This window comes from Stutzerimonas stutzeri (genome assembly GCF_002890895.1).
In the GTDB taxonomy this organism is placed as follows: domain Bacteria; phylum Pseudomonadota; class Gammaproteobacteria; order Pseudomonadales; family Pseudomonadaceae; genus Stutzerimonas; species Stutzerimonas stutzeri_AB.
This window is the reverse complement of sequence record NZ_POUL01000002.1, coordinates 229,457-252,356: the sequence shown is the minus strand read 5'-3', so window position 1 is coordinate 252,356 and position 22,900 is coordinate 229,457. Positions and strand designations below refer to the sequence as shown.

22 protein-coding genes and 3 tRNA genes are annotated in these 22,900 nt (G+C 58.8%); 11 read left to right on the top strand and 14 right to left on the bottom strand.

Annotated features, from left to right (window positions below):
* Positions 1-53: 53 nt before the first annotated feature.
* From gudD to kdgD, 3 genes are all read right to left on the bottom strand, one after another.
* Positions 54-1,397, bottom strand: coding sequence for a glucarate dehydratase (gene gudD / locus CXK96_RS04135; RefSeq protein WP_102835227.1), 1,344 nt, complete (start codon positions 1,395-1,397; stop codon positions 54-56).
* Positions 1,398-1,517: 120 nt separating this feature from the next.
* The gene (locus tag CXK96_RS04130) at positions 1,518-2,960 is read right to left on the bottom strand and encodes an aldehyde dehydrogenase family protein (protein ID WP_102835226.1); all 1,443 of its coding nucleotides are present in this window, start codon (positions 2,958-2,960) and stop codon (positions 1,518-1,520) included.
* Between the two features lie 89 nt (positions 2,961-3,049).
* Positions 3,050-3,961 carry a 5-dehydro-4-deoxyglucarate dehydratase gene (gene kdgD / locus CXK96_RS04125; protein ID WP_102835225.1) on the bottom strand — a complete coding sequence of 304 codons (912 nt, stop codon included), beginning with the start codon at positions 3,959-3,961 and terminating at the stop codon, positions 3,050-3,052.
* 631 nt (positions 3,962-4,592) lie between these two features.
* On the opposite strand from kdgD, the gene CXK96_RS04120 reads away from it, so the two are divergent.
* The 4 genes from CXK96_RS04120 to CXK96_RS04105 all read left to right on the top strand — a co-directional run bounded on the left by CXK96_RS04120 (position 4,593) and on the right by CXK96_RS04105 (position 9,107).
* Positions 4,593-5,987 carry an enolase C-terminal domain-like protein gene (locus CXK96_RS04120; protein WP_102835224.1) on the top strand — a complete coding sequence of 465 codons (1,395 nt, stop codon included), beginning with the start codon at positions 4,593-4,595 and terminating at the stop codon, positions 5,985-5,987.
* A 64-nt stretch (positions 5,988-6,051) separates the two neighbouring features.
* Positions 6,052-7,020 (top strand): Bug family tripartite tricarboxylate transporter substrate binding protein, encoded by a 969-nt coding sequence (locus tag CXK96_RS04115; protein WP_102835223.1) that lies wholly within the window; start codon positions 6,052-6,054, stop codon positions 7,018-7,020.
* A 68-nt stretch (positions 7,021-7,088) separates the two neighbouring features.
* Positions 7,089-7,577, top strand: coding sequence for a tripartite tricarboxylate transporter TctB family protein (locus CXK96_RS04110; protein ID WP_102835222.1), 489 nt, complete (start codon positions 7,089-7,091; stop codon positions 7,575-7,577).
* 9 nt (positions 7,578-7,586) lie between these two features.
* The gene (locus CXK96_RS04105) at positions 7,587-9,107 is read left to right on the top strand and encodes a tripartite tricarboxylate transporter permease (RefSeq protein ID WP_102835221.1); all 1,521 of its coding nucleotides are present in this window, start codon (positions 7,587-7,589) and stop codon (positions 9,105-9,107) included.
* 81 nt (positions 9,108-9,188) lie between these two features.
* Here CXK96_RS04105 and CXK96_RS04100 read toward each other — a convergent pair whose 3' ends face one another.
* Positions 9,189-10,343, bottom strand: a complete 1,155-nt coding sequence (locus tag CXK96_RS04100; protein ID WP_102835220.1) for an L-talarate/galactarate dehydratase — start codon at positions 10,341-10,343, stop codon at positions 9,189-9,191.
* Positions 10,344-10,811: 468 nt separating this feature from the next.
* On the opposite strand from CXK96_RS04100, the gene CXK96_RS04095 reads away from it, so the two are divergent.
* The 6 genes from CXK96_RS04095 (at position 10,812) to CXK96_RS04070 (ending at position 16,572) form a co-directional block, all read left to right on the top strand.
* Positions 10,812-11,636: an NAD-dependent epimerase/dehydratase family protein gene (locus CXK96_RS04095; RefSeq protein WP_102835219.1), complete on the top strand. Its 825-nt coding sequence runs from the start codon at positions 10,812-10,814 to the stop codon at positions 11,634-11,636.
* A 35-nt stretch (positions 11,637-11,671) separates the two neighbouring features.
* On the top strand, positions 11,672-12,571 hold the full coding sequence (locus tag CXK96_RS04090) for an SMP-30/gluconolactonase/LRE family protein (RefSeq protein ID WP_102835218.1): 900 nt from the start codon (positions 11,672-11,674) through the stop codon (positions 12,569-12,571).
* An 86-nt stretch (positions 12,572-12,657) separates the two neighbouring features.
* On the top strand, positions 12,658-13,632 hold the full coding sequence (locus CXK96_RS04085) for a TRAP transporter substrate-binding protein (protein WP_102835217.1): 975 nt from the start codon (positions 12,658-12,660) through the stop codon (positions 13,630-13,632).
* Positions 13,633-13,698: 66 nt separating this feature from the next.
* Entirely contained in the window at positions 13,699-14,226 is a 528-nt protein-coding gene (locus CXK96_RS04080) for a TRAP transporter small permease (RefSeq protein ID WP_102835216.1), read from the top strand.
* Positions 14,227-15,507, top strand: a complete 1,281-nt coding sequence (locus CXK96_RS04075) for a TRAP transporter large permease (protein WP_102835215.1) — start codon at positions 14,227-14,229, stop codon at positions 15,505-15,507.
* 156 nt (positions 15,508-15,663) lie between these two features.
* Positions 15,664-16,572, top strand: coding sequence for an EamA family transporter (locus CXK96_RS04070; protein WP_102835214.1), 909 nt, complete (start codon positions 15,664-15,666; stop codon positions 16,570-16,572).
* Positions 16,573-16,698: 126 nt separating this feature from the next.
* On the opposite strand, the gene CXK96_RS04065 is transcribed toward CXK96_RS04070, so the two are convergent.
* Positions 16,699-17,451 carry a FadR/GntR family transcriptional regulator gene (locus tag CXK96_RS04065; protein WP_102835213.1) on the bottom strand — a complete coding sequence of 251 codons (753 nt, stop codon included), beginning with the start codon at positions 17,449-17,451 and terminating at the stop codon, positions 16,699-16,701.
* A gap of 169 nt (positions 17,452-17,620) precedes the next feature.
* On the opposite strand from CXK96_RS04065, the gene CXK96_RS04060 reads away from it, so the two are divergent.
* The gene (locus CXK96_RS04060; protein WP_019339072.1) at positions 17,621-17,866 is read left to right on the top strand and encodes a hypothetical protein; all 246 of its coding nucleotides are present in this window, start codon (positions 17,621-17,623) and stop codon (positions 17,864-17,866) included.
* A gap of 39 nt (positions 17,867-17,905) precedes the next feature.
* Here the strand turns inward: CXK96_RS04060 and CXK96_RS04055 are convergent, their stop codons facing one another.
* The 9 genes from CXK96_RS04055 to gacA form a co-directional block, all read right to left on the bottom strand.
* A complete protein-coding gene (locus CXK96_RS04055; RefSeq protein ID WP_102835212.1) occupies positions 17,906-18,163 on the bottom strand; it encodes a hypothetical protein in 258 nt (85 codons plus the stop codon).
* A gap of 258 nt (positions 18,164-18,421) precedes the next feature.
* Positions 18,422-18,697, bottom strand: a complete 276-nt coding sequence (locus CXK96_RS04050) for a hypothetical protein (RefSeq protein ID WP_102835211.1) — start codon at positions 18,695-18,697, stop codon at positions 18,422-18,424.
* 185 nt (positions 18,698-18,882) lie between these two features.
* Positions 18,883-18,969 (bottom strand) — tRNA-Leu (locus CXK96_RS04045).
* Positions 18,970-19,113: 144 nt separating this feature from the next.
* Positions 19,114-19,308, bottom strand: coding sequence for a PLD nuclease N-terminal domain-containing protein (locus tag CXK96_RS04040; protein WP_102835210.1), 195 nt, complete (start codon positions 19,306-19,308; stop codon positions 19,114-19,116).
* Positions 19,309-19,470: 162 nt separating this feature from the next.
* Positions 19,471-19,544, bottom strand: a tRNA-Cys gene (locus tag CXK96_RS04035).
* Between the two features lie 44 nt (positions 19,545-19,588).
* Positions 19,589-19,664: transfer RNA gene (locus tag CXK96_RS04030), tRNA-Gly, on the bottom strand.
* Positions 19,665-19,734: 70 nt separating this feature from the next.
* Positions 19,735-20,292 carry a CDP-diacylglycerol--glycerol-3-phosphate 3-phosphatidyltransferase gene (gene pgsA / locus CXK96_RS04025; protein ID WP_102835209.1) on the bottom strand — a complete coding sequence of 186 codons (558 nt, stop codon included), beginning with the start codon at positions 20,290-20,292 and terminating at the stop codon, positions 19,735-19,737.
* Positions 20,293-20,326: 34 nt separating this feature from the next.
* Positions 20,327-22,147, bottom strand: a complete 1,821-nt coding sequence (gene uvrC / locus CXK96_RS04020; protein ID WP_423835180.1) for an excinuclease ABC subunit UvrC — start codon at positions 22,145-22,147, stop codon at positions 20,327-20,329.
* A complete protein-coding gene (gene gacA / locus CXK96_RS04015) occupies positions 22,147-22,791 on the bottom strand; it encodes a response regulator transcription factor GacA (protein WP_102835207.1) in 645 nt (214 codons plus the stop codon). Before gacA ends, uvrC begins: the two co-directional genes overlap by 1 nt.
* Positions 22,792-22,900 lie beyond the last annotated feature (109 nt).

Genomic DNA, 22,900 nt, shown 5'->3' with positions numbered 1-22,900 from the left:
CGCATTTCCCTTGGGCTGTCTGCTTCGCTCTAGCGCGGTTTCTCGCGTCGGTCTCAACGCACCAGACAAGGCTTCTTGTTGTTGAAGGTCCATTCCGGGATCAGGTACTGCATGGCAACGGCATCGTCCCGCGCGCCCAGGCCTTTTTCCAGATACAGCTCATGGGCCTTCTGCAAGGCATCTTCATCCAGTTCCACGCCCAGGCCCGCCTTCGCCGGGACGGCCACCTTGCCGCCTACGATCTGCAGCGGTTCGCGGGTCAGGTACTGGCCGTCCTGCCAGATCCAGTGGGTATCGATCGCAGTGATCTTGCCCGGTGCGGCAGCCGCCACGTGGGTGAACATGGCCAACGAGATGTCGAAGTGGTTATTCGAATGCGAGCCCCAGGTCAGTCCCCATTCGTGGCACATCTGCGCAACGCGCACCGAGCCGCTCATGGTCCAGAAATGCGGGTCCGCCAGCGGGATGTCTACGGAGTTCAACTGAATGGTATGACCCATCTGGCGCCAGTCGGTGGCGATCATGTTGGTCGCGGTCGGCAGGCCGGTGGCACGGCGGAATTCGGCCATGACTTCACGGCCGGAATAGCCGTTTTCAGCACCACAGGGGTCTTCGGCATAGGCCAGCACACCGTGCAGGTCCTTGCACAGATCGATGGCTTCAGCCAACGACCAGGCGCCGTTGGGGTCCAGGGTAATGCGGGCATCGGGGAAACGCTCGGCCAGTGCACGGATCGCCTTGACCTCTTCGCTGCCCGGCAGCACGCCACCCTTGAGTTTGAAATCCTTGAAGCCGTAACGCTCGTAGGCAGCTTCTGCCTGGCGTACGACGGTCTCGGGGGTCAGCGCTTCTTCGTTGCGCACGCGGAACCAGTTATCGCTGGCGTCCGATTCGTCGCGGTAGCCAAGGTCGGTCTTGTTGCGGTCGGCAATGAAGAACAGGTAACCGAGCATCTCGACTTCGTTACGCTGCTGACCGTCACCGAGCAGTGCGGCAACCGGCACGCCGAGGTGCTGGCCGAGCAGGTCGAGCAGTGCCGACTCGATGGCGGTGATGGCGTGAATGGCGATACGCAGGTCGAATGTCTGCAAGCCTCGGCCCGCGACGTCGCGATCGGCGAATGCCTTGCGTGCCTGGTTCAGCAGACCGTTGAAGTTGCCGACCGACTGGCCGATCAGAATCGCTCGTGCATCGTCCAGCGTCTTGCGGATGGCCTCGCCACCGGGGACTTCGCCGACACCGGTGTTGCCGGCGCTGTCTTTGAGAATGAGGATGTTGCGGGTGAAGTACGGACCATGGGCGCCACTCAGATTGAGCAGCATGCTGTCTTGTCCTGCGACCGGGACCACCTTGAGTTCAGTGATGACCGGAGCACCTTGATTCACAGAATCGTTCATATGTGTCTCTCTTTTGTTCTTATGGTCCGCATTGCGGTGTAGCAATCTGTTTGCCGCTGGCGCGGCCCGCCGAGTCATTGAGTGACTCGTACGGGTTGCGCCTTTGGGCGGCTCGGCTGATCAGCCGATGTAGGTAGTCTTCACGGTGGTGTAGAACTCCTGGGCGTAACGGCCCTGCTCGCGCGGGCCGTAGGACGAGCCTTTGCGACCGCCGAACGGCACGTGGTAATCGACGCCAGCGGTCGGCAGGTTGACCATCACCATCCCGGCCTGGGAGTGACGCTTGAAGTGATTGGCGTACTTCAACGACGTGGTGCAGATGCCCGCGGACAGGCCGAACTCTGTGTCGTTGGCCATCGCCAGTGCTTCGTCGTAATCCTTCACCTTCACCACGTTGGCGACCGGCCCGAAGATCTCTTCACGGCTGATACGCATGTCGGCGGTGCTGTCGACGAACAGGGTTGGCGCCAGGTAATAGCCATCGGTGCCACAGCTCACGCGCTCGCCGCCACAGGCCAGGCGTGCGCCCTCTTGCTTGCCGATTTCGATGTATTTCAGATCCTGGTCCAGCTGGGCCTGGGAAACCACCGGGCCTACGTCAACGCCCTGCTCCAGTGCCGAACCGACTTTGATCTTCTTGATTCGCTCGATCATGGCTTCGACGAAGCGGTCGTAGATGCCTTCGGTGACGATGATGCGGCTGGAGGCGGTGCAGCGCTGGCCGGTGGAATAGAACGCGCTCTGCGCGGCCAGTTCGACGGCAGTATTGAGGTCGGCATCGTCCAGAATGATTTGCGGGTTCTTGCCGCCCATTTCCAGCTGAACCTTGGCCTGACGACCCACGCAGGTCGCCGCAATGCCACGACCGACGCCCACCGAACCGGTAAAGCTGACGCCATCGACGCGCTTATCGTTGACGATGGCTTCGCCCACTTCGCGGCCCTTGCCCATCACCAGGTTGAACACGCCGGCCGGGAAGCCGGAGCGCGAGATGATGTCAGCGATGGCCCAGGCGCAGCCGGGAACCAGATCAGCCGGCTTGATGACAACACAGTTGCCGTAGGCCAGTGCCGGAGCGATCTTCCAGGCCGGGATGGCAATCGGGAAGTTCCACGGGGTGATCAGGCCGATCACGCCCAGCGGCTCGCGAGTGACTTCAACGCTGACGCCCGGACGAACCGATTGCAGCGTCTCGCCAGCCTGACGCAGGCATTCGCCAGCGAAGTACTTGAAGATGTTGCCGGCGCGGGTGACTTCACCGATGGCTTCGGGAAGGGTTTTGCCTTCTTCTCGGGCCAGCAGGTTGCCCAGCTCTTCGCGGCGGGCAAGGATTTCCAGCCCGACCTTTTCCAAGGCGTCAGCACGCGCCTGGATACCGGACGTGGACCACGCAGGGAAAGCCTTGCGTGCGGCGGCGATGGCTGCCTCGACTTGCGAGGCGTCCGCCTGGGCGTATTCGCCGATAACGTCCGACAGGTCGGACGGGTTGATGTTGGCCTGGTAATTCTTGCCAGCTACCCATTGGCCATCGATGTAATTGTCATAACGTTTTGCGTCTGCCACGTAACGCTCTCCTTCGTGAGATCCGCCGCAGTGCCTGTCTCAATAAAGGCACCGCAGTGGTTGGGGCGAGTGATTGGTCTGACGTGCTCTTACTGAGCGCCCTGCTTCTCGATCAGCGCTGCAAGTGCTTCGTACTCGTCCGGGCGCAGGTCGGTCAGTGGTGCGCGGACGGGACCGGCGTCATACCCGGCGATCTTCGCGCCAGCTTTGACAATGCTGACTGCGTAACCCTTGCAACGGTTACGGATGTCGAGGTACGGCAGGAAGAAGTCGTCGATCAGCTTGCCGACGGTTTCGTCATCTTCACGCGCAATGGCGGCGTAGAAGTCCATGGCCAGCTTCGGTACGAAGTTGAAGACTGCCGATGAATAGACCGGCACGCCAAGGGCCTTGTAGGCAGCGGCGTAGACTTCTGCGGTCGGCAGACCACCAAGGTAGGTCAGGCGATCGCCCAGGCGACGGCGGATGGAAACCATCAGCTCGATATCACCGAGGCCATCCTTGTAACCGATGAGGTTCGGGCAGCGCTCGGCCAGTTGCTCGAGCAGCGGTGCGGTCAAGCGGCATACGTTGCGGTTATAGACCACGACACCGATGTTCACTGACTTGCACACTTCTTCCACGTGCAGTGCAACACCTTCCTGGCTGGCTTCGGTCAGGTAGTGCGGCAGCAGCAGCAGGCCCTTTGCACCAAGACGTTCAGCTTCCTGGGCGTACGCGATGGCCTGACGGGTTGGACCGCCTACACCGGCAAGAATCGGTACCTGACCGGCGCAGGTATCGACGGCGGTCTTGATGATGTCCGGATATTCCTGCGGGGTCAGCGAGAAGAACTCGCCCGTGCCGCCCGCGGCGAACAGTGCCGTTGCGCCGTAAGGAGCCAGCCATTCCAGACGCTTGATGTAGCCGGCACGGCTGAAGTCGCCTTGCTGGTCAAAGTCGGTGACCGGAAAAGACAGCAAACCAGAAGAGAGGATGGCCTTCAGTTCTTGTGGGTTCATTGTTCGAGCATCCTGTGAAACAAAGAGTAGATGATATAGGGCCTCAGCCTTGGAGATACGTTATCGTACAACATGTGGCTGCGCTACCTCTTTGTTGAAGATTTTCGTCGGCCTGCCCCTGCAGCTTCAGGTAGCGACGCTCACCCTGGACAGGCGAACAAGTGAAGCATAGATGCAGTATTCAAAAGCAATCTATGCCTTTGAAACAAAAAAATGACCGTCGGGTCATACGAGGCCCCGTTAGTTTGTTTCACCGATTTGACAAGGGCGAACCGCACTGATAAAAATCTCCACAAGTCATACGACAACGTATGACATTTAGAACAACCAGAGCTTGAAAGCCATGTATCAGCCTCCGATCTCTCGTCTTGAGCGCGCCCTGCCCTTCCTTGCTCAGCCCAGTCTGCTAGCTGGAACCACTACCTCAGTGGGTTTCGTTGGTTGCAGCATCGGTTCGGACCCTTGTCGCTCCGCACCTCGGGATATTCGGACGGCCTCGTCTTTAGTTGATTTCCAAACATCTATGCCAGCTCGACCAGGTCGAGGGCATGGACCTTTGGCGACTTCAACACGGCAATAGGCATTGCCCACCTTATTAAGCTCATAAAAATAATCAGGAGCAAGACAGCAGATGCAAGACACACGAACCGCGACGCCAGTGGTCAAGGAAATGCAAGTCATCCCGGTCGCGGGATATGACAGCATGCTGTTGAACCTGTGCGGGGCGCACGCGCCCCACTTCACTCGCAATCTGGTGATCCTCAAGGACAGCGCCGGGCGCACTGGTATCGGTGAAGTGCCGGGTGGCGAAGGCATTCGGCAAGCCTTGGAGCGATCCAAAGACCTGGTGATTGGCCAGCCCATCGGCCGCTATAACGGAATCCTCAACGCATTGCGCCGCAGCATTGCAGGCGGCTCGGCCAAGGGTCCGCAAGCTACGCAGCATGAGGTCACGTCCGAAGCGGAAGCGGCGGTTCTGAAGCAGCCGCACGAGATCAATCTGCGTTTGGACAACGTCATCACCGCTGTCGAAGCGGCCCTTCTCGATTTGCTTGGCCAGCATCTCGACGTGCCAGTTGCAGAACTCCTTGGCAGTGGCCAGCAGCGCAACAGCGTGCCGATGCTCGCTTACCTCTTCTATATAGGCGACCGCACCCGTACCGACCTGCCGTATCTGACCGGCACCGGTCCGGCTGATGACTGGTATCACATCCGTCATCAGGAGGCGGTGACCCCGGCCTCCATTGTCCGACTGGCCGAGGCCGCTACGGCGCGCTACGGTTTCAAGGATTTCAAGCTAAAGGGCGGTGTAATGCGTGGAAGCGAAGAGATGCAGGCGATTGCCGGCATCAAGTCGCGCTTCCCTGACGCCCGCGTGACGCTTGATCCCAATGGGGCCTGGTCACTCGCCGAAGCCATCCAACTGTGCAAAGGCCAGGGACATATCCTTTCCTACGCAGAAGATCCATGCGGGCCGGAAAACGGTTACTCCGGTCGGGAGATCATGGCCGAGTTCAAGCGCGCAACCGGCATTCCTACCGCCACCAACATGGTTGCAACCGACTGGCGGCAGATGGGCCATTCGTTGCGTCTCGAATCGGTCGACATCCCGCTGGCCGATCCGCATTTCTGGACCATGCAGGGTTCGGTGCGCCTCGCGCAGATGTGCGAGCAGTTCGGCCTGACCTGGGGTTCGCATTCGAACAATCACTTCGACGTGTCGCTGGCAATGTTCACCCACGCTGCCGCCGCAGCACCGGGCAACATCACTGCGATCGACACCCACTGGATCTGGCAGGAAGGCCAGGAGCGGTTGACCCGCGAGCCGCTGCAGATTGTCGGCGGTGCGGTTCAGGTTCCAGACAAACCGGGCCTGGGTGTTGAGCCGGACATGGATCGGATCATGGCTGCGCACGAGCTATACAACCAGGTCGCCACAGGCGCGCGCGACGACGCCATGGCGATGCAATACCTGATCCCTGGATGGAAATACGACCCCAAGCAACCCAGCGTGGGTCGCCCATAAAAGAAGAGAAGTACTAGAAAAGAGATACCAAGCGCCGCAACCCCAACCACCGGAGAGACATACAATGAAAAAAGCAATCAGCGCCTCCCTTGTTTCCGCCCTTCTAGCCACTGCCGTAAGCGGCGCATTCGCTGCTGAAACCGAGTGGCCCACTCGCCCGGTACAGGTTGTCGTCATCGCCAACGCTGGCGGAGATACCGACTTCAATGCCCGTACCATGGCCAAGTACTTCACCAAAATTACCGGTGAAGCGATGGTCATCACCAACGTTGCCGGCGGTGGCGGCACCCTGGCGGCCGAGCAGGTAAAACAGGCCGACCCGGACGGCAACACCATTCTCTTCACCCATACCGGGCAAATGATCGTCAACGAAGTCGCTGGCCTGACCGAAGACAGCCTGGACGCCTTTGACATCTGCTGTATCGCCGGTGTGGACAAGGGCACCGTCTTCGTTGCCTCGAAGAGCTCGGGTCTGAAATCGCTGGAAGATCTGATCTCCAAATCCAAGGCTGAGCCGAGCAGCGTCACCTACGGTACCGAGATGGGCAGCTATTCCCATCTGCAGGGTTTGATGTTCGAAGGTTTGACTGATACCAAGCTGAAGATGGTCGATGCCGGCACGGTATCCGAGAAAGTTGTCGCTCTGCTGGGCGACCGTATCGACCTCGCTGCCATCAGCTACGGTTCGGTACAGGACTACGTCACGAGCGGTGAGATGGTTGCCCTGGGCCAGCCAAACGACGAGCGCAACCCACTGCTCGGCGACGTACCGACCTTCAAGGAGCAAGGCGTCGATTTCGTCATGGAAAAGCCTTACATCGTGGCATTCCCGGACGGTACTGATCCGGCCATCATCGAGAAGATGTCTGGCATCGTTAAGCAGATCACCGAGATGCCTGAATACGAGGAAGAGCTGCGCAAGACCTTCAAGCAGCCGGTCAGTTATTTCGATACCAACTCGTCGATTGACCGCCTGACGAACACCCGCGAAGACTTCATGAAGTACAAAGACGAACTGCGCCAGAGCAAGTAAGCCCGCGGCATGATGCCGGGCGCAGTCGCTGCGCCCGGCAGCCTTTCCTCTGAATCGAGAGCTGTCCCATGGATACCTACAAGAGAAAGGAGTTACTGGTCGGAGCCCTGATGCTGGGCGCCGGCCTGTTCTACCTGTTCCTGACCATCAATCTTCCGCGCAAAGGTTTCATCGACGCTTCGACCGTGCCCTACGTGCTATCCGTTGGGCTTTGTCTACTGGGCGTGCTTCAGCTGCTGACGGCGACCAAGGCCACCCAGCCCCCTGTTGATCCGGATGCGGACGCCGACCCGTCGGCTGCAACACCGCCGGACTACCCAACGGTGTTCAAAACGCTGGGGCTGATCGCGGTTTATGTCGCCATGCTGCAAAAGATCGGCTTCCCGATCATGACCGTGCTCTATCTGTATGCGCAGTTCATCGTCATCACGCCGCGCGAGCAGAAGATCAACCACATCACCTACATCGTCATCGCGGTCATCACCTCCGCCTTGATCTTCTTCACCTTCCGGCAGGGCTTCGATCTGATGCTCCCGACCGGCTTTCTGAAAATCTAGGAGGCGGCCATGTTCGAATTACTGCAGGCCGGCTTTGGCGCGGTTTTCTCGCCCTACATCTTTATTCTGATCACCTTGGGTGTTGCCGTTGGCATCGTCTTCGGTGCAGTTCCCGGCCTTTCGGCCACGATGGCAATCGCTTTGTGCTTGCCATTGACCTACACCATGGGCCCAGCTGCAGGGCTGTCGCTATTGGTGGCCCTGTTTATCGGTGCGACATCTGGTGGCCTGATCTCAGCCATTCTGCTGAAGATTCCAGGCACGCCCGCCTCCATCGCCACGACCTTCGACGGTGGCCCGATGATGGAAAAAGGCGAAGGGTTGAAGGCACTGGGCGTCGGTGTGGTGTTCTCCTTCCTCGGCACGATATTCAGCATCGTCGCACTGATGTCCATTGCGCCCTCGCTGGCAAAGATCGCTTTGCGCTTCGGACCTCATGAATACTTCTCCATCGCGATCTTTTCGCTGACGCTGATCGCCACGCTGTCCACCGGCTCGCTGCTCAAAGGCATCTATGCCGGCACGCTTGGCTTTGCGTTCTCGACCGTGGGTATCGCCCCGGTGGACGCCATCCGCCGCTTCACATTCGATTCGCCGAACCTCAACGGTGGATTTGCGATGTTGACGGTGATGATCGGCATGTTTGCCGTGGCGGAAGTGATCAAGATCGCCGAGACCGGCAGAGCGGCACACAAAAGCAAGATCGCCTCGGTCAGCATGAAAGGCGTGAAAGGTTTTGGTTTCTCGCTCAAGGAGTTCTTTGGGCAGATCCCCAACGCGTTTCGCTCTGCGCTGATCGGTATCGGAATTGGCATCCTCCCAGGCATCGGTGCCGGCACGTCGAACATCGTGTCCTACATCATCGCCAAGAAGCGCTCCAAGCATCCCGAACGGTTCGGCAAGGGTGCGGTTGAAGGTGTGGTGGCCAGCGAAACCGCCAACAACGCGGGCATCGGCAGCGCCATGATTCCGTTGATGACCCTAGGCATTCCCGGCGACACCGTGACCGCGATTCTCCTCGGCGGCTTCATGATCCATGGCATCCAGCCAGGCCCGCTGCTGTTCATCAGCCAGGGCGCGTTGGTGTACACCATTTTTGCGGCGCTGATCCTCGCCTCGGTGATGATGCTGGTCCTGGAGTTCTATGGCCTGCGCATCTTCATCAAGCTGCTGGCGGTGCCCAAGCACATCCTGCTGCCGATCATCCTGGTGCTGTGCGTCGTCGGTGCCTTCGGTCTGAGCAGTCGGGTGTTCGATGTCTGGACCATTCTGCTGTTCGGCCTGATTGGTTACGGCTTCGTCAAGGCTGGCATGCCTGCAGCGCCGTTCATCATCGGTTTCATCCTCGGGCCCATGGCTGAAACGAATCTACGGCGTGGCTTGATGTTGTCGGATGGCAACTTCATGGGCTTTCTCACCAATCCCATCTCTGCAGTATTCCTGTTCCTGGCGCTGGCTTCAGTGGCCTGGCACCTGTTCAGTGCGCTGCGTAGCCGAAAAACTACTGCGGCCAGGCTGCAGGAAACCTGAGTCGGTTGTGCCTAGCCCGCAACGACGGGCTGGGAGCTGTAACAGAGGAACGAGACCGCGCCTGAGGGCGCGGTCTTTCGTTCAGGCGCGCTTGCCGAACTCCACTTCAGCTTGCGTCCAACCTGCTATCTGGTCGCTCAGGCTCAGCCCCAAGCCGGGGCGGTCCGGGACGATCATCTGCCCGTCGCGTATCTCAAGACGTTCGTTGAAGGCTGGCTCCAGCCATTCGAAGTGCTCAACCCAGGTTTGGTGCTCATAGGCAGCCGCCAGATGCAGATGGATTTCCATGACAAAGTGTGGGGCCATGACCATGCCGCGTAGCTCTGCGGCATGCGCCACCTTGAGGAACGGTGTGATGCCGCCCAGGCGTGGGGCGTCGTGCATGATCACGTCCACCGCGCCGGTGTCTACATAACCCAGCGCTTCTGTGGCGCTGGTGAGCATTTCGCCCGTACCGATAGGCGTGTCCAACTCGGCTGCCAGCGCGGCGTGACCGGTCATATCGTGAGCGTCGAGCGGCTCTTCAATCCACTCCAGCTGGTATTGCTCAAGCTCGCGGCCCATGCGCAGTGCAGTGATGCGGTCCCATTGCTGATTGACGTCGACCATCAGCGGTACGTCATCGCCCAGATGCTTGCGCAAGGCCTCAACGCGCTGCAGATCCAAACGCCGGTTTGGTTGGCCGACCTTCATCTTGATCCCGCCAATGCCACGTTCACGCGACTGGGTAGCCTTATCGAGCACCTCCTCAATGGAGGCCTGCAGATATCCACCCGAGGTGTTGTAGCAAGGCACGGCGCTGCGGTGCGCGCCAAGCAATTTTGAAAGCGGCAACGCGGCACGCCGTGCCTTCAGATCCCAGAGCGCCGTGTCGATTGCTGCGATCGCCTGCGCCGCAACACCGCCGCGACCGACCGACGCGCTGGCCCAGATCATCTTGCTCCAGAGCCGTGAAATGTCATTGGCGTCTTCCCCGATCAGCAGCGGCGCGATTTCCTGGGCGTGGACATATTGTGCCGGGCCTCCCGTGCGCAAGCTGTAACTGAAACCGAGCCCGCCATACCCCTGCCGGGTTTCAATTTCCGCGAACAGCAGGCTGACAGACTCAAGGGGCTTCTGCCGCCCCGTCAATACCTTCGCATCGCTGACCGCCATGCGCAGCGGCAAGGACACTGTCCGCAGTTTGATCCAGCAAATCTCGTCACCCGCCAGTTCCGCGTTCGCTTGAATGGTCATCGGTTGTTCTCTTTCAGGTTGTCGAAATGCTTGCCAAGGCAAAAACCACGGCGCGCGCGGTACGCCCCGATCCGTCGTGCTGTTTGCCATACGTGCCCCTTCGCAATCTGTTTTATCTGAGGAGGACGGTACAGCTGCCACCGCGATGTCATCATACAACCTGAATCCGCATGGCTGTCAGATCTGGCTCCATTACTGAACGGCCCCACACTCGACTTTAGTGGTATGTGAATAGATCCGTAGGCTCGCTAGCGTGACGTTTCGATGGTACAGAGTGAGCGCTGTAAGCGGCGAAATCAGTGGCTTCGGGGGCTTTTTATCGACTCGATGCAGCCCGGTGAGGTGATTTACGAGGCCTTGAAACAGTCGGTTTGTCAGGTTGACAAAGGCCCATAACCGCAGAAATAATCGAATCAAGTCATCTGACAACCGATGACACCAAAAACAATAAGCGATGGGCAGACCTCAATGACAAGCACGACGACCGCTCCCACACCCCTCAATCGCCTCCTGCTGACAGGCGCCGCAGGAGGATTGGGCAAGGTATTACGTGAAACGCTTCGCCCCTACGCCAAGATCATCCGCCTCTCCGATATCGCGCCCATGGATGCTCCCACCGGCGATTACGAAGAAGTGGTGCAGTGCAATCTTGCCGACAAAGCCGCTGTGCACGCCCTCTGTGAAGGCGTCGATGCAATCGTCCACTTCGGTGGCGTATCGGTAGAACGTCCTTTCGAGGAAATTCTCGAAGCCAACATCAAGGGCGTATTCCATATCTACGAAGCGGCACGCAAGCACGGCATCAAGCGTGTGATCTTTGCCAGCTCCAATCACGTAATTGGGTTTCACAAACAGACCGAAACCATCGACGCCAGCGCCCCGCGCCGCCCTGACAGCTACTACGGCCTGTCCAAATCCTATGGCGAGGACATGGCGAGCTTCTACTTCGATCGCTACGGCATCGAAACCGTCAGCATCCGCATCGGCTCTTCGTTCCCCGAGCCGCTGAACCGCCGAATGATGGCGACCTACCTCAGCTATCGCGACCTGACCAATCTGATCGAGCGGTCACTGTTTACCCCGGACGTGAAGCACACCGTCGTCTATGGCGCTTCGGCGAACCGTGACGCGTGGTGGAACAACCACATGGCCGCGCACCTGGGCTTCGAGCCTCAGGACACGTCGGAAGTGTTTCGCGAAAAGATCGAACAGCAACCGCCCTACGCGCCTAATGATCCAGCTCTGATCTATCAGGGTGGCGCCTTCTGCGAAGCAGGCCCATTCGAAGACTGATTCCGCCACGCCGCGAAAACAACAAGAGAATCGCCATGGCAAACTCAGCAGAACTGATAGTCGACGCACAGAACGCAACGGGCGAAAGCCCCGTCTGGGTAGCTTCGGAACAAGCGCTGTATTGGGTCGACATACCCAACAAGCAGCTGCTGCGCTGGAATGCTTCGGATGCCTCCGTGACACGCTGGACGGGTGACCAGATGATCGCCTGTATCGCTCGCCGCGAAGGTGACGCGAACCGTTGGGTAGCCGGCATGGAAGACGGCATCTTCGATGTCGTTCCGCAGAACGACGGCACACTCAGCACTACCCGGCTTGCTGGCGTTCAGCATGGCGCAGGCAACATGAGATTCAACGACGGGCGCTGCGACCGCCAGGGCCGCTTCTGGGCCGGCACCATGGTAATGGATATGTCCGCCGGCACTCCGGCCGGCGCGCTGTACCGACTCGACGGTTCGGCTGACAGCGCATCGCTCAAGGCTCATCTGCAGGATTTCATCGTGCCCAACGGGCTGGGATTCAGCCCCGACGGACGCACCATGTACCTTTCCGACTCGCACCCCAGCGTTCAACGCATCTGGGCCTTCGATTACGACATCGACAACGGAACGCCGAGCAACCGTCGCCTGTTCGTCGACATGAACCAGTATCCCGGCCGACCTGACGGCGCTGCGGTGGATGTCGATGGTTGCTACTGGATCTGCGGCAACGATGCCGGCCTCGTTCATCGTTTCACTCCGGATGGACGCCTCGATCGCTCGTTACAGGTGCCAGTAAAGAAGCCAGCGATGTGCGCCTTCGGTGGCTCCGGCCTGGACACCCTGTTCGTCACATCCATTCGCCCAGGCGGTGATCTATCCGATCAGCCGTTGGCGGGTGGTGTATTCGCCCTGCAAGCCGGCGTCGCCGGACTGGAGGAATCCCGCTACCGCTAACGCTTCACCATCAAGGACAGGCACGCAGTTGTCCTGCCTTGACGCTCGCAACACTGCATACCAACAAAAACAAAACGGAGATTCACATGGACTTCAAACGCAAGTTGCTCATCGCTGCACTTCCCCTGGCCTTCTGCCTGTCGAGCACCGCTTATGCGGAGATGACGCTGAAGATCGCTGAGATCCACCCCGCCGGTTACCCGACTGTCGTGGCTCAGGAAAACATGGGCAAGAAGATTGAAGAAGCCACCGACGGTGAGCTCAAGTTCCGCATGTTCTCAGGTGGTGTGCTGGGTTCGGAAAAAGAAGTCGTTGAACAGGTTCAGTTGGGCGCGGTGCAGATGACCCGTGTCAGCCTGGGCACACTCGGTCCGGTCGTTCCAGACGTCAACGCCTTCAACATGCCGTTCGTGTTCCGCGACCACGAACACATGCGCAAAGTCATCGATGGTGAGATCGGTCAGGAAATCCTCGACAAGATCACCAACTCCGATTTCAACATGGTCGGCCTGGCCTGGATGGACGGGGGCGTCCGCAACCTGTACACCAAAGAGCCCGTGCGCAACCTTGAAGACCTCAAAGGCATGAAAATCCGCGTGATGGGCAACCCGTTGTTCATCGATACGCTGAACGCCATGGGTGCTCAGGGTGTTGCGATGAACACCGGTGAAATCTTCAGTGCGCTGCAGACCGGTGTCGTCGATGGCGCCGAGAACAACCCGCCAACCATGCTTGAGCACAACCACTTCCGCGCGGCGAAAAACTACTCGCTGACCGGTCACCTGATCCTTCCTGAGCCAATCGTGATCTCAAAGACCACCTGGAACAAGCTCACCCCGGAGCAGCAGGAAATCGTCAAGAAGTACGCCAAGGAAGCGCAGATGGAAGAGCGCAAGCTGTGGGACGAGAAGACCGCCAGCAGCGAAGCCAAGCTCAAGGAAGAAGGCGTCACCTTCATCGAAGTTGACAAGAAGCCCTTCTACGATGCAACCGCCCCGGTTCGCGAGAAGTACGGCGCACCTTACGCCGAGCTGATCAAGCGTATCGAAGCCGTTCAGTAATCCGTTCCCTCTGAAAAACCTCGCGGCGACGGGCCTCGCTCGCCGCCGCGCCTGTGGTGAAGTCTGATGAAAAACACGCTGCTGCGCGTCAACGACGCGATCTACATGACCTGTGTTTGGGTCGCGGGGCTGGCCATCGTGGCCATGTCCATGATCATCCCCTGGGGGATCTTCGCGCGCTACGTGCTGGGCTCTGGCGGTGGCTGGCCTGAACCCGTAGCCATCCTGCTGATGGTGATCTTTACCTTTCTAGGTGCAGCGGCGAGCTATCGGGCCGGTGCGCATATGGCGGTGACCATGTTCACCGACCGCCTGCCTGAACATCTGCATCGGCATATCGAACTGCTGGTTCAGATCCTGATGGGCATCATCTGCCTGTTCATGACGATTTGGGGCATCAAGCTGTGCGCTGCGACCTGGAATCAGTTCATGAGTACGCTGCCGACACTTCGTGTGGGTATCACCTATTCTCCGATCCCAATCGGCGGCGCTATCACGCTGTTGTTTGTCATCGAACGCATTATCTTCGGCGACCAGAGCCATCGGCGTGCGGTCAACTATGAGCTGGTCGAAGACAGCAAGGAGGCCGCGTAAATGGACGCGCTGATTCTACTCGGCAGCTTTGCCGTACTTTTTCTCCTGCGCATGCCAGTGGCGTACGCACTGGGCATGTCGGCGCTTATTGGCGCCTGGTGGATTGACATTCCCTTCGATGCGGTGATGATTCAGGTCGCCGGCGGCGTCAATAAGTTCTCGCTACTCGCGATCCCCTTCTTTGTGTTGGCCGGTGCAATCATGGCCGAAGGTGGTATGTCGCGGCGGCTTGTGGCGTTTGCCGCGGTGTTGGTCGGCTTCGTGCGGGGCGGCTTGTCCCTGGTAAACATCATGGCGTCGACCTTTTTCGGCGCGATCTCCGGCTCGTCACTGGCAGACACCGCTTCGGTAGGTTCGGTGTTGATCCCGGAAATGGAGAAGAAGGGCTACCCTCGCGAGTTTTCCACGGCCGTTACGGTCAGTGGTTCAGTCCAGGCGCTGCTGACGCCACCCAGCCATAACTCGGTTTTGTATTCACTGGCTGCTGGTGGCACCGTCTCGATCTCGTCACTGTTCATCGCCGGTATCGGCCCAGGCCTGCTGCTCAGCGCCGTGATGATGACCATGTGCCTGATCTTTGCTCGGGTTCGCAACTACCCCAAGGGGGAAGTCGTCCCACTCAAGCAAGCGTTGAAGATTTGTGTTGAAGCGCTGTGGGGCCTGATGACCATGGTCATCATCCTCGGCGGTATTCTGTCCGGTGTGTTCACTGCGACCGAATCTGCCTCCATCGCTGTGGTTTGGGCGTTCTTCGTCACCATGTTCATCTACCGTGACTACAAATGGCGCGAGCTCCCCAAGCTGCTTCACCGCACCGTTCGTACCCTCTCGGTGGTGATGATCCTTATCGCGTTCGCCGCAAGCTTCGGCTACATCATGACGCTGATGCAGATCCCGTCGAAGATCACCACGATGTTCCTGACCCTGTCGGACAATCGCTACGTGATCCTCATGTGCATCAACATGATGTTGCTGGTGCTGGGCACGCTGATGGACATGGCGCCGCTGATCCTGATCCTCACGCCGATTCTGATGCCCGTCATCATGGGCATAGGTGTCGACCCGGTGCACTTCGGCATGATCATGCTGGTGAACCTCGGCATCGGGCTGATCACCCCACCGGTTGGCGCGGTGCTCTTTGTCGGTGCGGCAATCGGCAAGGTCACCATCGAGAATACGGTCAAGGCACTGCTGCCCTTCTACATCGCGCTGTTCATGGTGTTGCTTGCAGTAACCTACATCCCCGCAATCTCACTCTGGTTGCCCAACCTGGTGCTCTGACGACTGTGCATGCGCGAACGAGGACGCCGCCCACCGGGCGGCGTTTCTCTTTTGTAAGCCGGTAAACCTTTAACGCAACCAAACGATGAACCACTGTCATGCCTACCGCAGGCCGCAACCGAACCCAGTAAAGCTGTTCAGGACAGGATTGAACCGATGCAAACTGCCACACCCTTTCCGCGTCACATTGCCGTACTGATCCTCGCCACCCTGGCTTGCTCGTTCGCCGCCAATCATATCGCTGCTCGCATTGCCTTCGATCACGACACCGGCCTGTTGCTGGCCATGCTCTGCCGCGCGGGTGTGACGTTGCTGGCCCTGGCTGCGCTTGTGTTCTGGCGGCGCGAGTCCCTGCGCTTGAGTGCTGCTACGTGGCGCTGGCAGACCCTTCTGGGACTGTTGATAGCGATCCAGAGCTTCTGCATCTATTCGGCGGTCGCGCGTATTCCTGTCGCACTGGCTCTGCTGGTGGTCAATCTCTCACCCATCATGCTCGCGCTCCTGAGTTGGGCGCTTGGCGGCCCGAGACCGACCCGTCAGGCGCTGGCGATCATGGGGCTGATTCTGATCGGCCTGGTACTGGTGCTCGATGTTCCGACAAGGCTGATCAGCAGTGACGCGCCTGATGGTCAATGGGTGGCGGGCATTCTGTTCAGTCTGACCGCCGCCGCGGTGTTTGCCCTGGCGTTGTGGGTCACCGAGCATAAGCTGTCTAGCATGGCTGGCTCGGTACGGAGCATGCTGACGCTGATTCTGGTGTTCAGCGCCTCGGCCCTGCTCGGTGCCAGCGGTCTGATCCCGGGAGGGCTAGGCCTGCCCAGCGCAACCGTCGGCTGGATCGCGCTGGGGTGCCTGGTGCTTCTCTATGGCGCGGCGTTTTCCACACTGTTCATCTGCATGCCGCGGCTGAACATCGCTCGCAACGCCCCGGTCATGAATATGGAGCCGGTTGCCGGAATGCTGCTTGGGTGGCTGATACTTGGCCAGATGTTGGGTCCACTGCAAATACTGGGTGGCTTCATCGTGGTGGGAGGCATTGTCCTGCTGGCTTACCGCAAGCACTGATCAGGCGAACCGGTGATGGGTAGGCGCGAACAGCGCCTACGGATGGGAATTTACTTCAAAGCAGTATTGCCAGCGGCCCGATAGAGACCGGATGGGCCACTGGCGTTGTGGGGGCTGAAGATTCGATCAGCTGACCTTGTCCGTCTCCGCCTCTTCATGGGCCTGGCGCAGACGCTCACGGCTGTTGGTGAGATGCAGGCGCATCGCAGCTCGGGCTGATTCGGCGTCCTGGCGGGCAATGGCGTCGTAGATCTGTTCGTGTTCACGACCGAGGCGCTGCTGGTAATGCGGCTGATCATCATGTGCCAGGCGTGCGGAATTCAGCCGACTGCGCGGGATGATCGCCGTGCCTAGGTGATTCATGATGTCCGTGAAGTAACGGTTGCCCGTTGCTTCGGCGATTTGCAGATGGAACTGGAAATCCGACACGGCGGCTTCACTCGAAAGCGCCGCACTTCGCTGGAGCGAATCCAGAAATTCCCGCATAGCCGTCAGTTGTTCGGGAGTCCGGCGCTGTGCCGCGAGTCCAGCGGATTCGACTTCCAGGCTGATCCTCAGCTCCAGAATCGACAACACGTCGCGTAGCGTTCCGATAGTAGCCGGGTCGATGCGCAGACCTGTGGTGCTCGGGGTATCGAGTACGAAAGTGCCAATGCCATGGCGAGTCTCGACCAGTCCGGACGCTTGCAGCCTGGATATCGCCTCACGCACTACTGTGCGACTGACCCCCTGAGCCTGCATGATCGCTGACTCTGTCGGCAGCTTGTCGCCGCGTTTGATAACGCCGTCGCGGATCTGCTGAGACAACTCGGTCACCAGCTCCTGTGCGAGGCTGCGGTGCTTACGGCGAACACGCGGCTGGGCGATCTGATTTTCCATGGACACATCGATCTCGTTGAAGCGAAGTAACCCGTATCATAGCTCAGTAGTTGTACGATAACTATCCGACCACCGTCTATTGCTCGATCCTACCTTGCGTCCGAAAAACGGCGGGGTTCAGCGTGAATCCTATACTGCACTGACAATCATCAGTCAGGAGACCGACATCATGCGCCGAATCATGTTACTGCTCGCTGCAGCGGTTGTAAGTACGCCGCTTTGGGCTATGCACTGCCCGATGGACATGGCCAAGATCGACAAGCAGCTCGAGACCAATCCGCCAAGCGATCCGGCAACGCTGGAAAAAGTAAAAGAACTACGAGCGGAAGGAGAGCAGTTGCACAAAGCGGGCGACCACACTCAATCGCTCCAGGTTCTCGAGCAGGCCCAGGCGTTACTCGATTCCGCTGATTGACCGTCCCAAACGGACGGCCCGCTCCTGCGGCCGTCCGAACTAGGGCGGGTTTGCGTCGCCTGTGCATCTGACTCGCAACTCCTTTCGTGCAAAATCTTCTTCGCTGCTGAGGGTGTCGTAACCCTCTGGACAGAGCTGCTCTGCACGAGTCTCACATTCAGGTTGCTCCACTTTCTCGCAGGCCAATACGTACTCGTCGGTTGGCTGCGCGGCTGGCACAACCTCGAACGCACTGCAGCCAGCCAGCGTCAGCAACGCCCCTGCGGCAAGGCTGACGCGATAGAACCTCTTGATCATGGGCACAGTGTCTCGCTCGATAGAACCGATGCGTTGATCGCCTACTCGGCGTAAGCCTCGGCTGACCCGCACTGGTGAAGTTGGATGATTTCGCGCCGCCCGTGTCTCGCCTACTCTAGTCACCAGTAGCGCATGAAGCGCAGCGGGCCAGGAAGGCTCGGGAAGGAGCGCTCGCAGGACTGCGAGTTAAAGGACAACGGAACGACTGGCTATACGCCTACAGCCCCGCCCCGTGCGGGGCTTTTTAGTGCGCAACTGCTAACGCGGGTTAGGCGCGTCATCCAATTCTGCACTGTCGGGGTCGATGTCAGGGACATTGTCCATCTCCCCTCCTCGCTTGGCATTGTCTCGTGGAGTCGTGCCGTCATTGTTCGGCAACTCATCCACACCAGCTTCACTACCGGGACTGACATCCGTTCGCTCGGATCCCAACGGCGGTGGTGAACCGGGAATGATCACATCCTCTTTGCCTGCGCGCTCGGCGTGCGAAGGATCGTTATTCTGGTTTGAGAGACCGTCAGGGTCATTGGCCATCGTTTAATCTCCTCTGCCATAGCAAATGCGCTACAGGATAAGAGGAGCGTGGCGGGGCTGCGTTCACGACGATGGGGAGCCACTGGTCACATGCAATGAGCCATAGCACAGCGGCCTGCTGCCCTATAAACAATCAAACCGGCTGCGGCGGCCGGTTTAGATACGGATGTATCAGTGTGTCCCGATGGTGCCCGGAGCGGGAATCGAACCCGCATACCCTTTCGGATGAGGGATTTTAAGTCCCTTGCGTCTACCAGTTTCGCCATCCGGGCGGGACGGTGATGCGCGACGTTGATCGCGGCGCAGGACTATAACGAGGCTCTGGCCGAGGCGCAACCCGAACGGCGATGCCGGCGCGTCTGTAGCGAGTTTTGCTGCCATGGAACAGTCCGAAGTTAGGCTTACGACGTAACGATTCAATGACGACGGCGCATGCCGACGATCAACCAGAACACCAGCCCGAGAATCGGAAAAATGGCGATACCCAGCGCCCATAGGGCTTTCGCACCGACGCTTCGATCGCTTTTGAACACGCTGATGATGGCCAATAGATCCAGCACGATCACGGCGCCAGCAAGCGCAATTGCAAGGTAGCTCATCGCATCTGACATAGAGGACTCCTTAATAGACTCTATGTTTCAGTCACCGTCCGAGGCGCTACAGTTCCGGCTAGAGAGGATGCTCACCAGACCAGACCAAGCTGCAGTGTCACGAATCACAAATTGAGCGCATAAAAAAAACCGCAAGCTTTCGCTTGCGGTTTTTTTTATTACTGGAGGCCGATGTCGGAATCGAACCGGCGTACACGGATTTGCAATCCGCTGCATAACCACTCTGCCAACCGGCCTCAAAACGATAACGCCGCATGCAGCGGCGTCATCGTCAACAAACTGGAGCGGGAAACGAGACTCGAACTCGCGACCCCGACCTTGGCAAGGTCGTGCTCTACCAACTGAGCTATTCCCGCATCGTCTTGGTGACGGGCGCCATTTTATAGTTTCAGCACGCCCCGTCAAGCCCTTGATTAAAAAAGTTTTTTATTTCTTTTCAGTAGGGCTTAGATGAGGCCAGGCGGCCATCAGGTAATTGGCCATCGACCACAACGTCAGCCCGGCAGCGACGATTAGCAAGGCATAACCCAGCCCAACCCAGACGGTAGTCAGCGGGGGGTTAGCCAGCAAAATGATGAGCGCCACCATTTGTGCCGCTGTTTTCCACTTGCCCAGATTGGACACCGCCACCTGTGCCCGGGCGCCCAGCTCTGCCATCCATTCGCGCAAAGCTGACACCACAATTTCCCTGCCAATAATGATCGCTGCCGGCAAGGTCAACCAGAGGTTCGAATGCTCCTCAACCAGCAGCACCAGGGCCACAGCCACCATCAGTTTGTCCGCCACTGGATCAAGGAAGGCGCCGAAGGGCGTGCTCTGCTGAAGTTTGCGGGCCAGATAACCATCCAGCCAGTCGGTGAGGGCCGCGATGGCGAATACCGCGCTTGCCGCCAGGTAGCTCCATTGGAAAGGCAGATAGAACAACAGGATGATGATCGGTATCAGCAGTACGCGTAGCACGGTGAGAATGTTTGGGATGTTCATCGATACCACTGGTCCGCGGATTTAAGGGGTGATTCTACTCACTGTGCAGAGCGGCATAAATCGACTCGGCAAGCTTTTTACTGATACCCGGCGCCTTGGCGATCTCGTCAAGACTCGCACGGCTAAGTTCTTGAAGACCACCGAAGTGTTTGAGCAGTTCTCGGCGGCGTTTCGGTCCGATGCCGGCAACCCCCTCTAATGTTGAGGTGGTGCGCGCCTTGCCCCGTCGCGCTCGGTGGCCGGTGATCGCGAACCGGTGGGCTTCGTCGCGCACCTGCTGGATCAGGTGGAGCGCTGGCGAGTCGCCTGGTAACGTGAATTCATGCGCTGCATCGTTCAGATAGAGGGTCTCCAGGCCCGGCTTGCGGGTGACGCCTTTTGCAACGCCCAGCAGGATCAAGTCGGGCACGGCGAGCTCCTGCAGCACTTCACGGGCCATGTTGAGCTGGCCCTTGCCTCCGTCTACCAGCAAGATGTCCGGTAGCTTGCCCTCCCCCTCGGCTGCTTTTCTGAAGCGACGGGACAGCGCCTGGTGCATTGCGGCGTAATCGTCACCCGCGGTAACGCCTTCGATGTTGTAGCGCCGGTAGTCAGACTTCAACGGGCCTTCCGGACCGAACACTACGCAGGACGCCACGGTGGCCTCGCCACTGGAGTGGCTGATATCGAAGCACTCCAGCCGACTTGGCTGTTCATCCATCTCCAATGCTTCGGCCAGCGCCTGGAACCGTGCAGCCAGATGCTGGCGGCTTGCCAGTCTTGCACCGAGTGCTTGCTCGGCGTTGGTCAGTGCCAGCTGCTGCCAGCGCGCACGGGTACCGCGTACCCGATGGGTGATGGTCAATTCGACATCGCGTAACTCGACGACCGCGCTGATGAGTGTTCCGAAGTCTTCGTGCACGGCGTTGACGATCAGCTCGGCCGGCAAATCGCGCTCCATGGAGCTGAGGTAATACTGCTCCAAAAATGCCTGCAGTACGTCGCTGACACTTTCCTCTATTGCGACCTGAGGGAAGAAATTCTTGCTGCCCAGCACTCTTCCACTGCGCACGCTGATCAGGTGGACGCAAGCGCCGCCCGGGCTCACCACGGCTGAGACGATATCAACGTTGCCGCTGCCGCCTTCCATGCTTTGCTGATCCTGGACGCGTCGCAGGATGCCTATCTGATCGCGTATCTCCGCGGCACGCTCGAAATCAAGCGCCGTCGCGGCCTTCTCCATGTTCTTTGAAAGCTCCTCAGCCAGAGCATTGCTGCGCCCTTCCAGAAACATCACCGAATGACGAACGTCCTCGGCATATTCCTCTGGATTCACGAGGTTCACACACGGCGCCTTGCAGCGTTTGATCTGGTACTGCAGGCACGGGCGGGTGCGGTTTCGGTAGTAGCTGTCTTCACACTGGCGGACGAAGAATGCCTTCTGCAACAAGCTCAGACTTTCGCGGATGGCGCCGGCGCTGGGATAGGGGCCGAAATAGCGGCCGATCTCCTTCTTGGCGCCTCGATGAATGCTGAGCCGAGGAAAGTCCCCACTGGAAAGAAAAACATAGGGGTACGACTTATCGTCGCGTAGCAGAATGTTGTACGGCGGCCGCCATTGCTTGATAAGCGTTTGCTCAAGCAGTAGCGCTTCGGTTTCGTTGGCCGTAATCGTCGTTTCGACTTGGGCGATTCTGGCCACGAGCGCGGCTGTTTTCGGTGCTTGCCCGACCTTGCGAAAGTAACTGGCCAGGCGCTTTTTAAGGTTCTTCGCTTTTCCTACATAAAGCAGCTTGGCTTCGGCATCGAACATCCGATAGACGCCGGGACGTCCGCTGCAAGAAGCCAGGAATGCTGAGGAATCGAAGCCGCTCATCAATTGATGGTGTCGACCATGCCGTGTCGTACGGCGAGCAACGCTAGCTCGACGTCACTGGTGATCGACAGCTTTTCATAGATGCGATAGCGGTAGGTGTTCACGGTCTTGGGCGACAAACAGAGCTTATCAGAAATAGCCTGGACCTTTTGACAGTTCGCGATCATCAGCGCGATCTGGATTTCCCGTTCGGACAATAGATCGAAAGGAGAGTCGTTGACCTTGGGCTGAAAAGACTTCAGCGCGAGTTGCTGGGCGATCTGTGGGCTGATGTAGCGCTGGCCGGCGAACACCATGCGAATCGCCTGGATCATTTCTTCCAGCGCCGCGCCTTTGGTCAGGTAGCCAGCCGCACCGGCCTGAAGCAGCCGTGTTGGAAACGGATCTTCCTCGCAAATGGTGACCGCTATGACCTTGATGTCAGGATGGCTGCGCAGCAGCTTGCGTGTCGCCTCGAGGCCGCCAATGCCGGGCATCTTGACGTCCATCAAAACGACGTCCGGCTTGAGCTCACGGGACTTCTTGATCGCCGCCTCACCGGATTCCGCCTGACCGACCACTTGCAAGCCATCGATATCGGCAAGCATGCGGGAAATGCCTGTGCGTACTAGATCGTGGTCGTCGACCACAAGCACTCTAATCAAGCAGACACCTCTTTCTGGACAAATTCAAAGCTGGGCTGGCTGCTCGCTTCATAAGCGGCGAACTTTAACAAAAAAAATAGTGCATTACCCAGACCATACATCGCAGCAT

Bases quoted from the DNA above. Each gene is read 5' to 3' on its own strand.
- gudD (WP_102835227.1), bottom strand. From the start codon at position 1,397: ATGAACGATTCTGTGAATCAAGGTGCTCCGGTCATCACTGAACTCAAG.
- kdgD (WP_102835225.1), bottom strand. From the start codon at position 3,961: ATGAACCCACAAGAACTGAAGGCCATCCTCTCTTCTGGTTTGCTGTCT.
- CXK96_RS04120 (WP_102835224.1), top strand. From the start codon at position 4,593: ATGCAAGACACACGAACCGCGACGCCAGTGGTCAAGGAAATGCAAGTC.
- CXK96_RS04115 (WP_102835223.1), top strand. From the start codon at position 6,052: ATGAAAAAAGCAATCAGCGCCTCCCTTGTTTCCGCCCTTCTAGCCACT.
- CXK96_RS04110 (WP_102835222.1), top strand. From the start codon at position 7,089: ATGGATACCTACAAGAGAAAGGAGTTACTGGTCGGAGCCCTGATGCTG.
- CXK96_RS04105 (WP_102835221.1), top strand. From the start codon at position 7,587: ATGTTCGAATTACTGCAGGCCGGCTTTGGCGCGGTTTTCTCGCCCTAC.
- CXK96_RS04100 (WP_102835220.1), bottom strand. From the start codon at position 10,343: ATGACCATTCAAGCGAACGCGGAACTGGCGGGTGACGAGATTTGCTGG.
- CXK96_RS04095 (WP_102835219.1), top strand. From the start codon at position 10,812: ATGACAAGCACGACGACCGCTCCCACACCCCTCAATCGCCTCCTGCTG.
- CXK96_RS04090 (WP_102835218.1), top strand. From the start codon at position 11,672: ATGGCAAACTCAGCAGAACTGATAGTCGACGCACAGAACGCAACGGGC.
- CXK96_RS04085 (WP_102835217.1), top strand. From the start codon at position 12,658: ATGGACTTCAAACGCAAGTTGCTCATCGCTGCACTTCCCCTGGCCTTC.
- CXK96_RS04080 (WP_102835216.1), top strand. From the start codon at position 13,699: ATGAAAAACACGCTGCTGCGCGTCAACGACGCGATCTACATGACCTGT.
- CXK96_RS04075 (WP_102835215.1), top strand. From the start codon at position 14,227: ATGGACGCGCTGATTCTACTCGGCAGCTTTGCCGTACTTTTTCTCCTG.
- CXK96_RS04070 (WP_102835214.1), top strand. From the start codon at position 15,664: ATGCAAACTGCCACACCCTTTCCGCGTCACATTGCCGTACTGATCCTC.
- CXK96_RS04065 (WP_102835213.1), bottom strand. From the start codon at position 17,451: ATGGAAAATCAGATCGCCCAGCCGCGTGTTCGCCGTAAGCACCGCAGC.
- CXK96_RS04060 (WP_019339072.1), top strand. From the start codon at position 17,621: ATGCGCCGAATCATGTTACTGCTCGCTGCAGCGGTTGTAAGTACGCCG.
- CXK96_RS04055 (WP_102835212.1), bottom strand. From the start codon at position 18,163: ATGATCAAGAGGTTCTATCGCGTCAGCCTTGCCGCAGGGGCGTTGCTG.
- CXK96_RS04050 (WP_102835211.1), bottom strand. From the start codon at position 18,697: ATGGCCAATGACCCTGACGGTCTCTCAAACCAGAATAACGATCCTTCG.
- CXK96_RS04040 (WP_102835210.1), bottom strand. From the start codon at position 19,308: ATGTCAGATGCGATGAGCTACCTTGCAATTGCGCTTGCTGGCGCCGTG.
- pgsA (WP_102835209.1), bottom strand. From the start codon at position 20,292: ATGAACATCCCAAACATTCTCACCGTGCTACGCGTACTGCTGATACCG.
- uvrC (WP_423835180.1), bottom strand. From the start codon at position 22,147: ATGAGCGGCTTCGATTCCTCAGCATTCCTGGCTTCTTGCAGCGGACGT.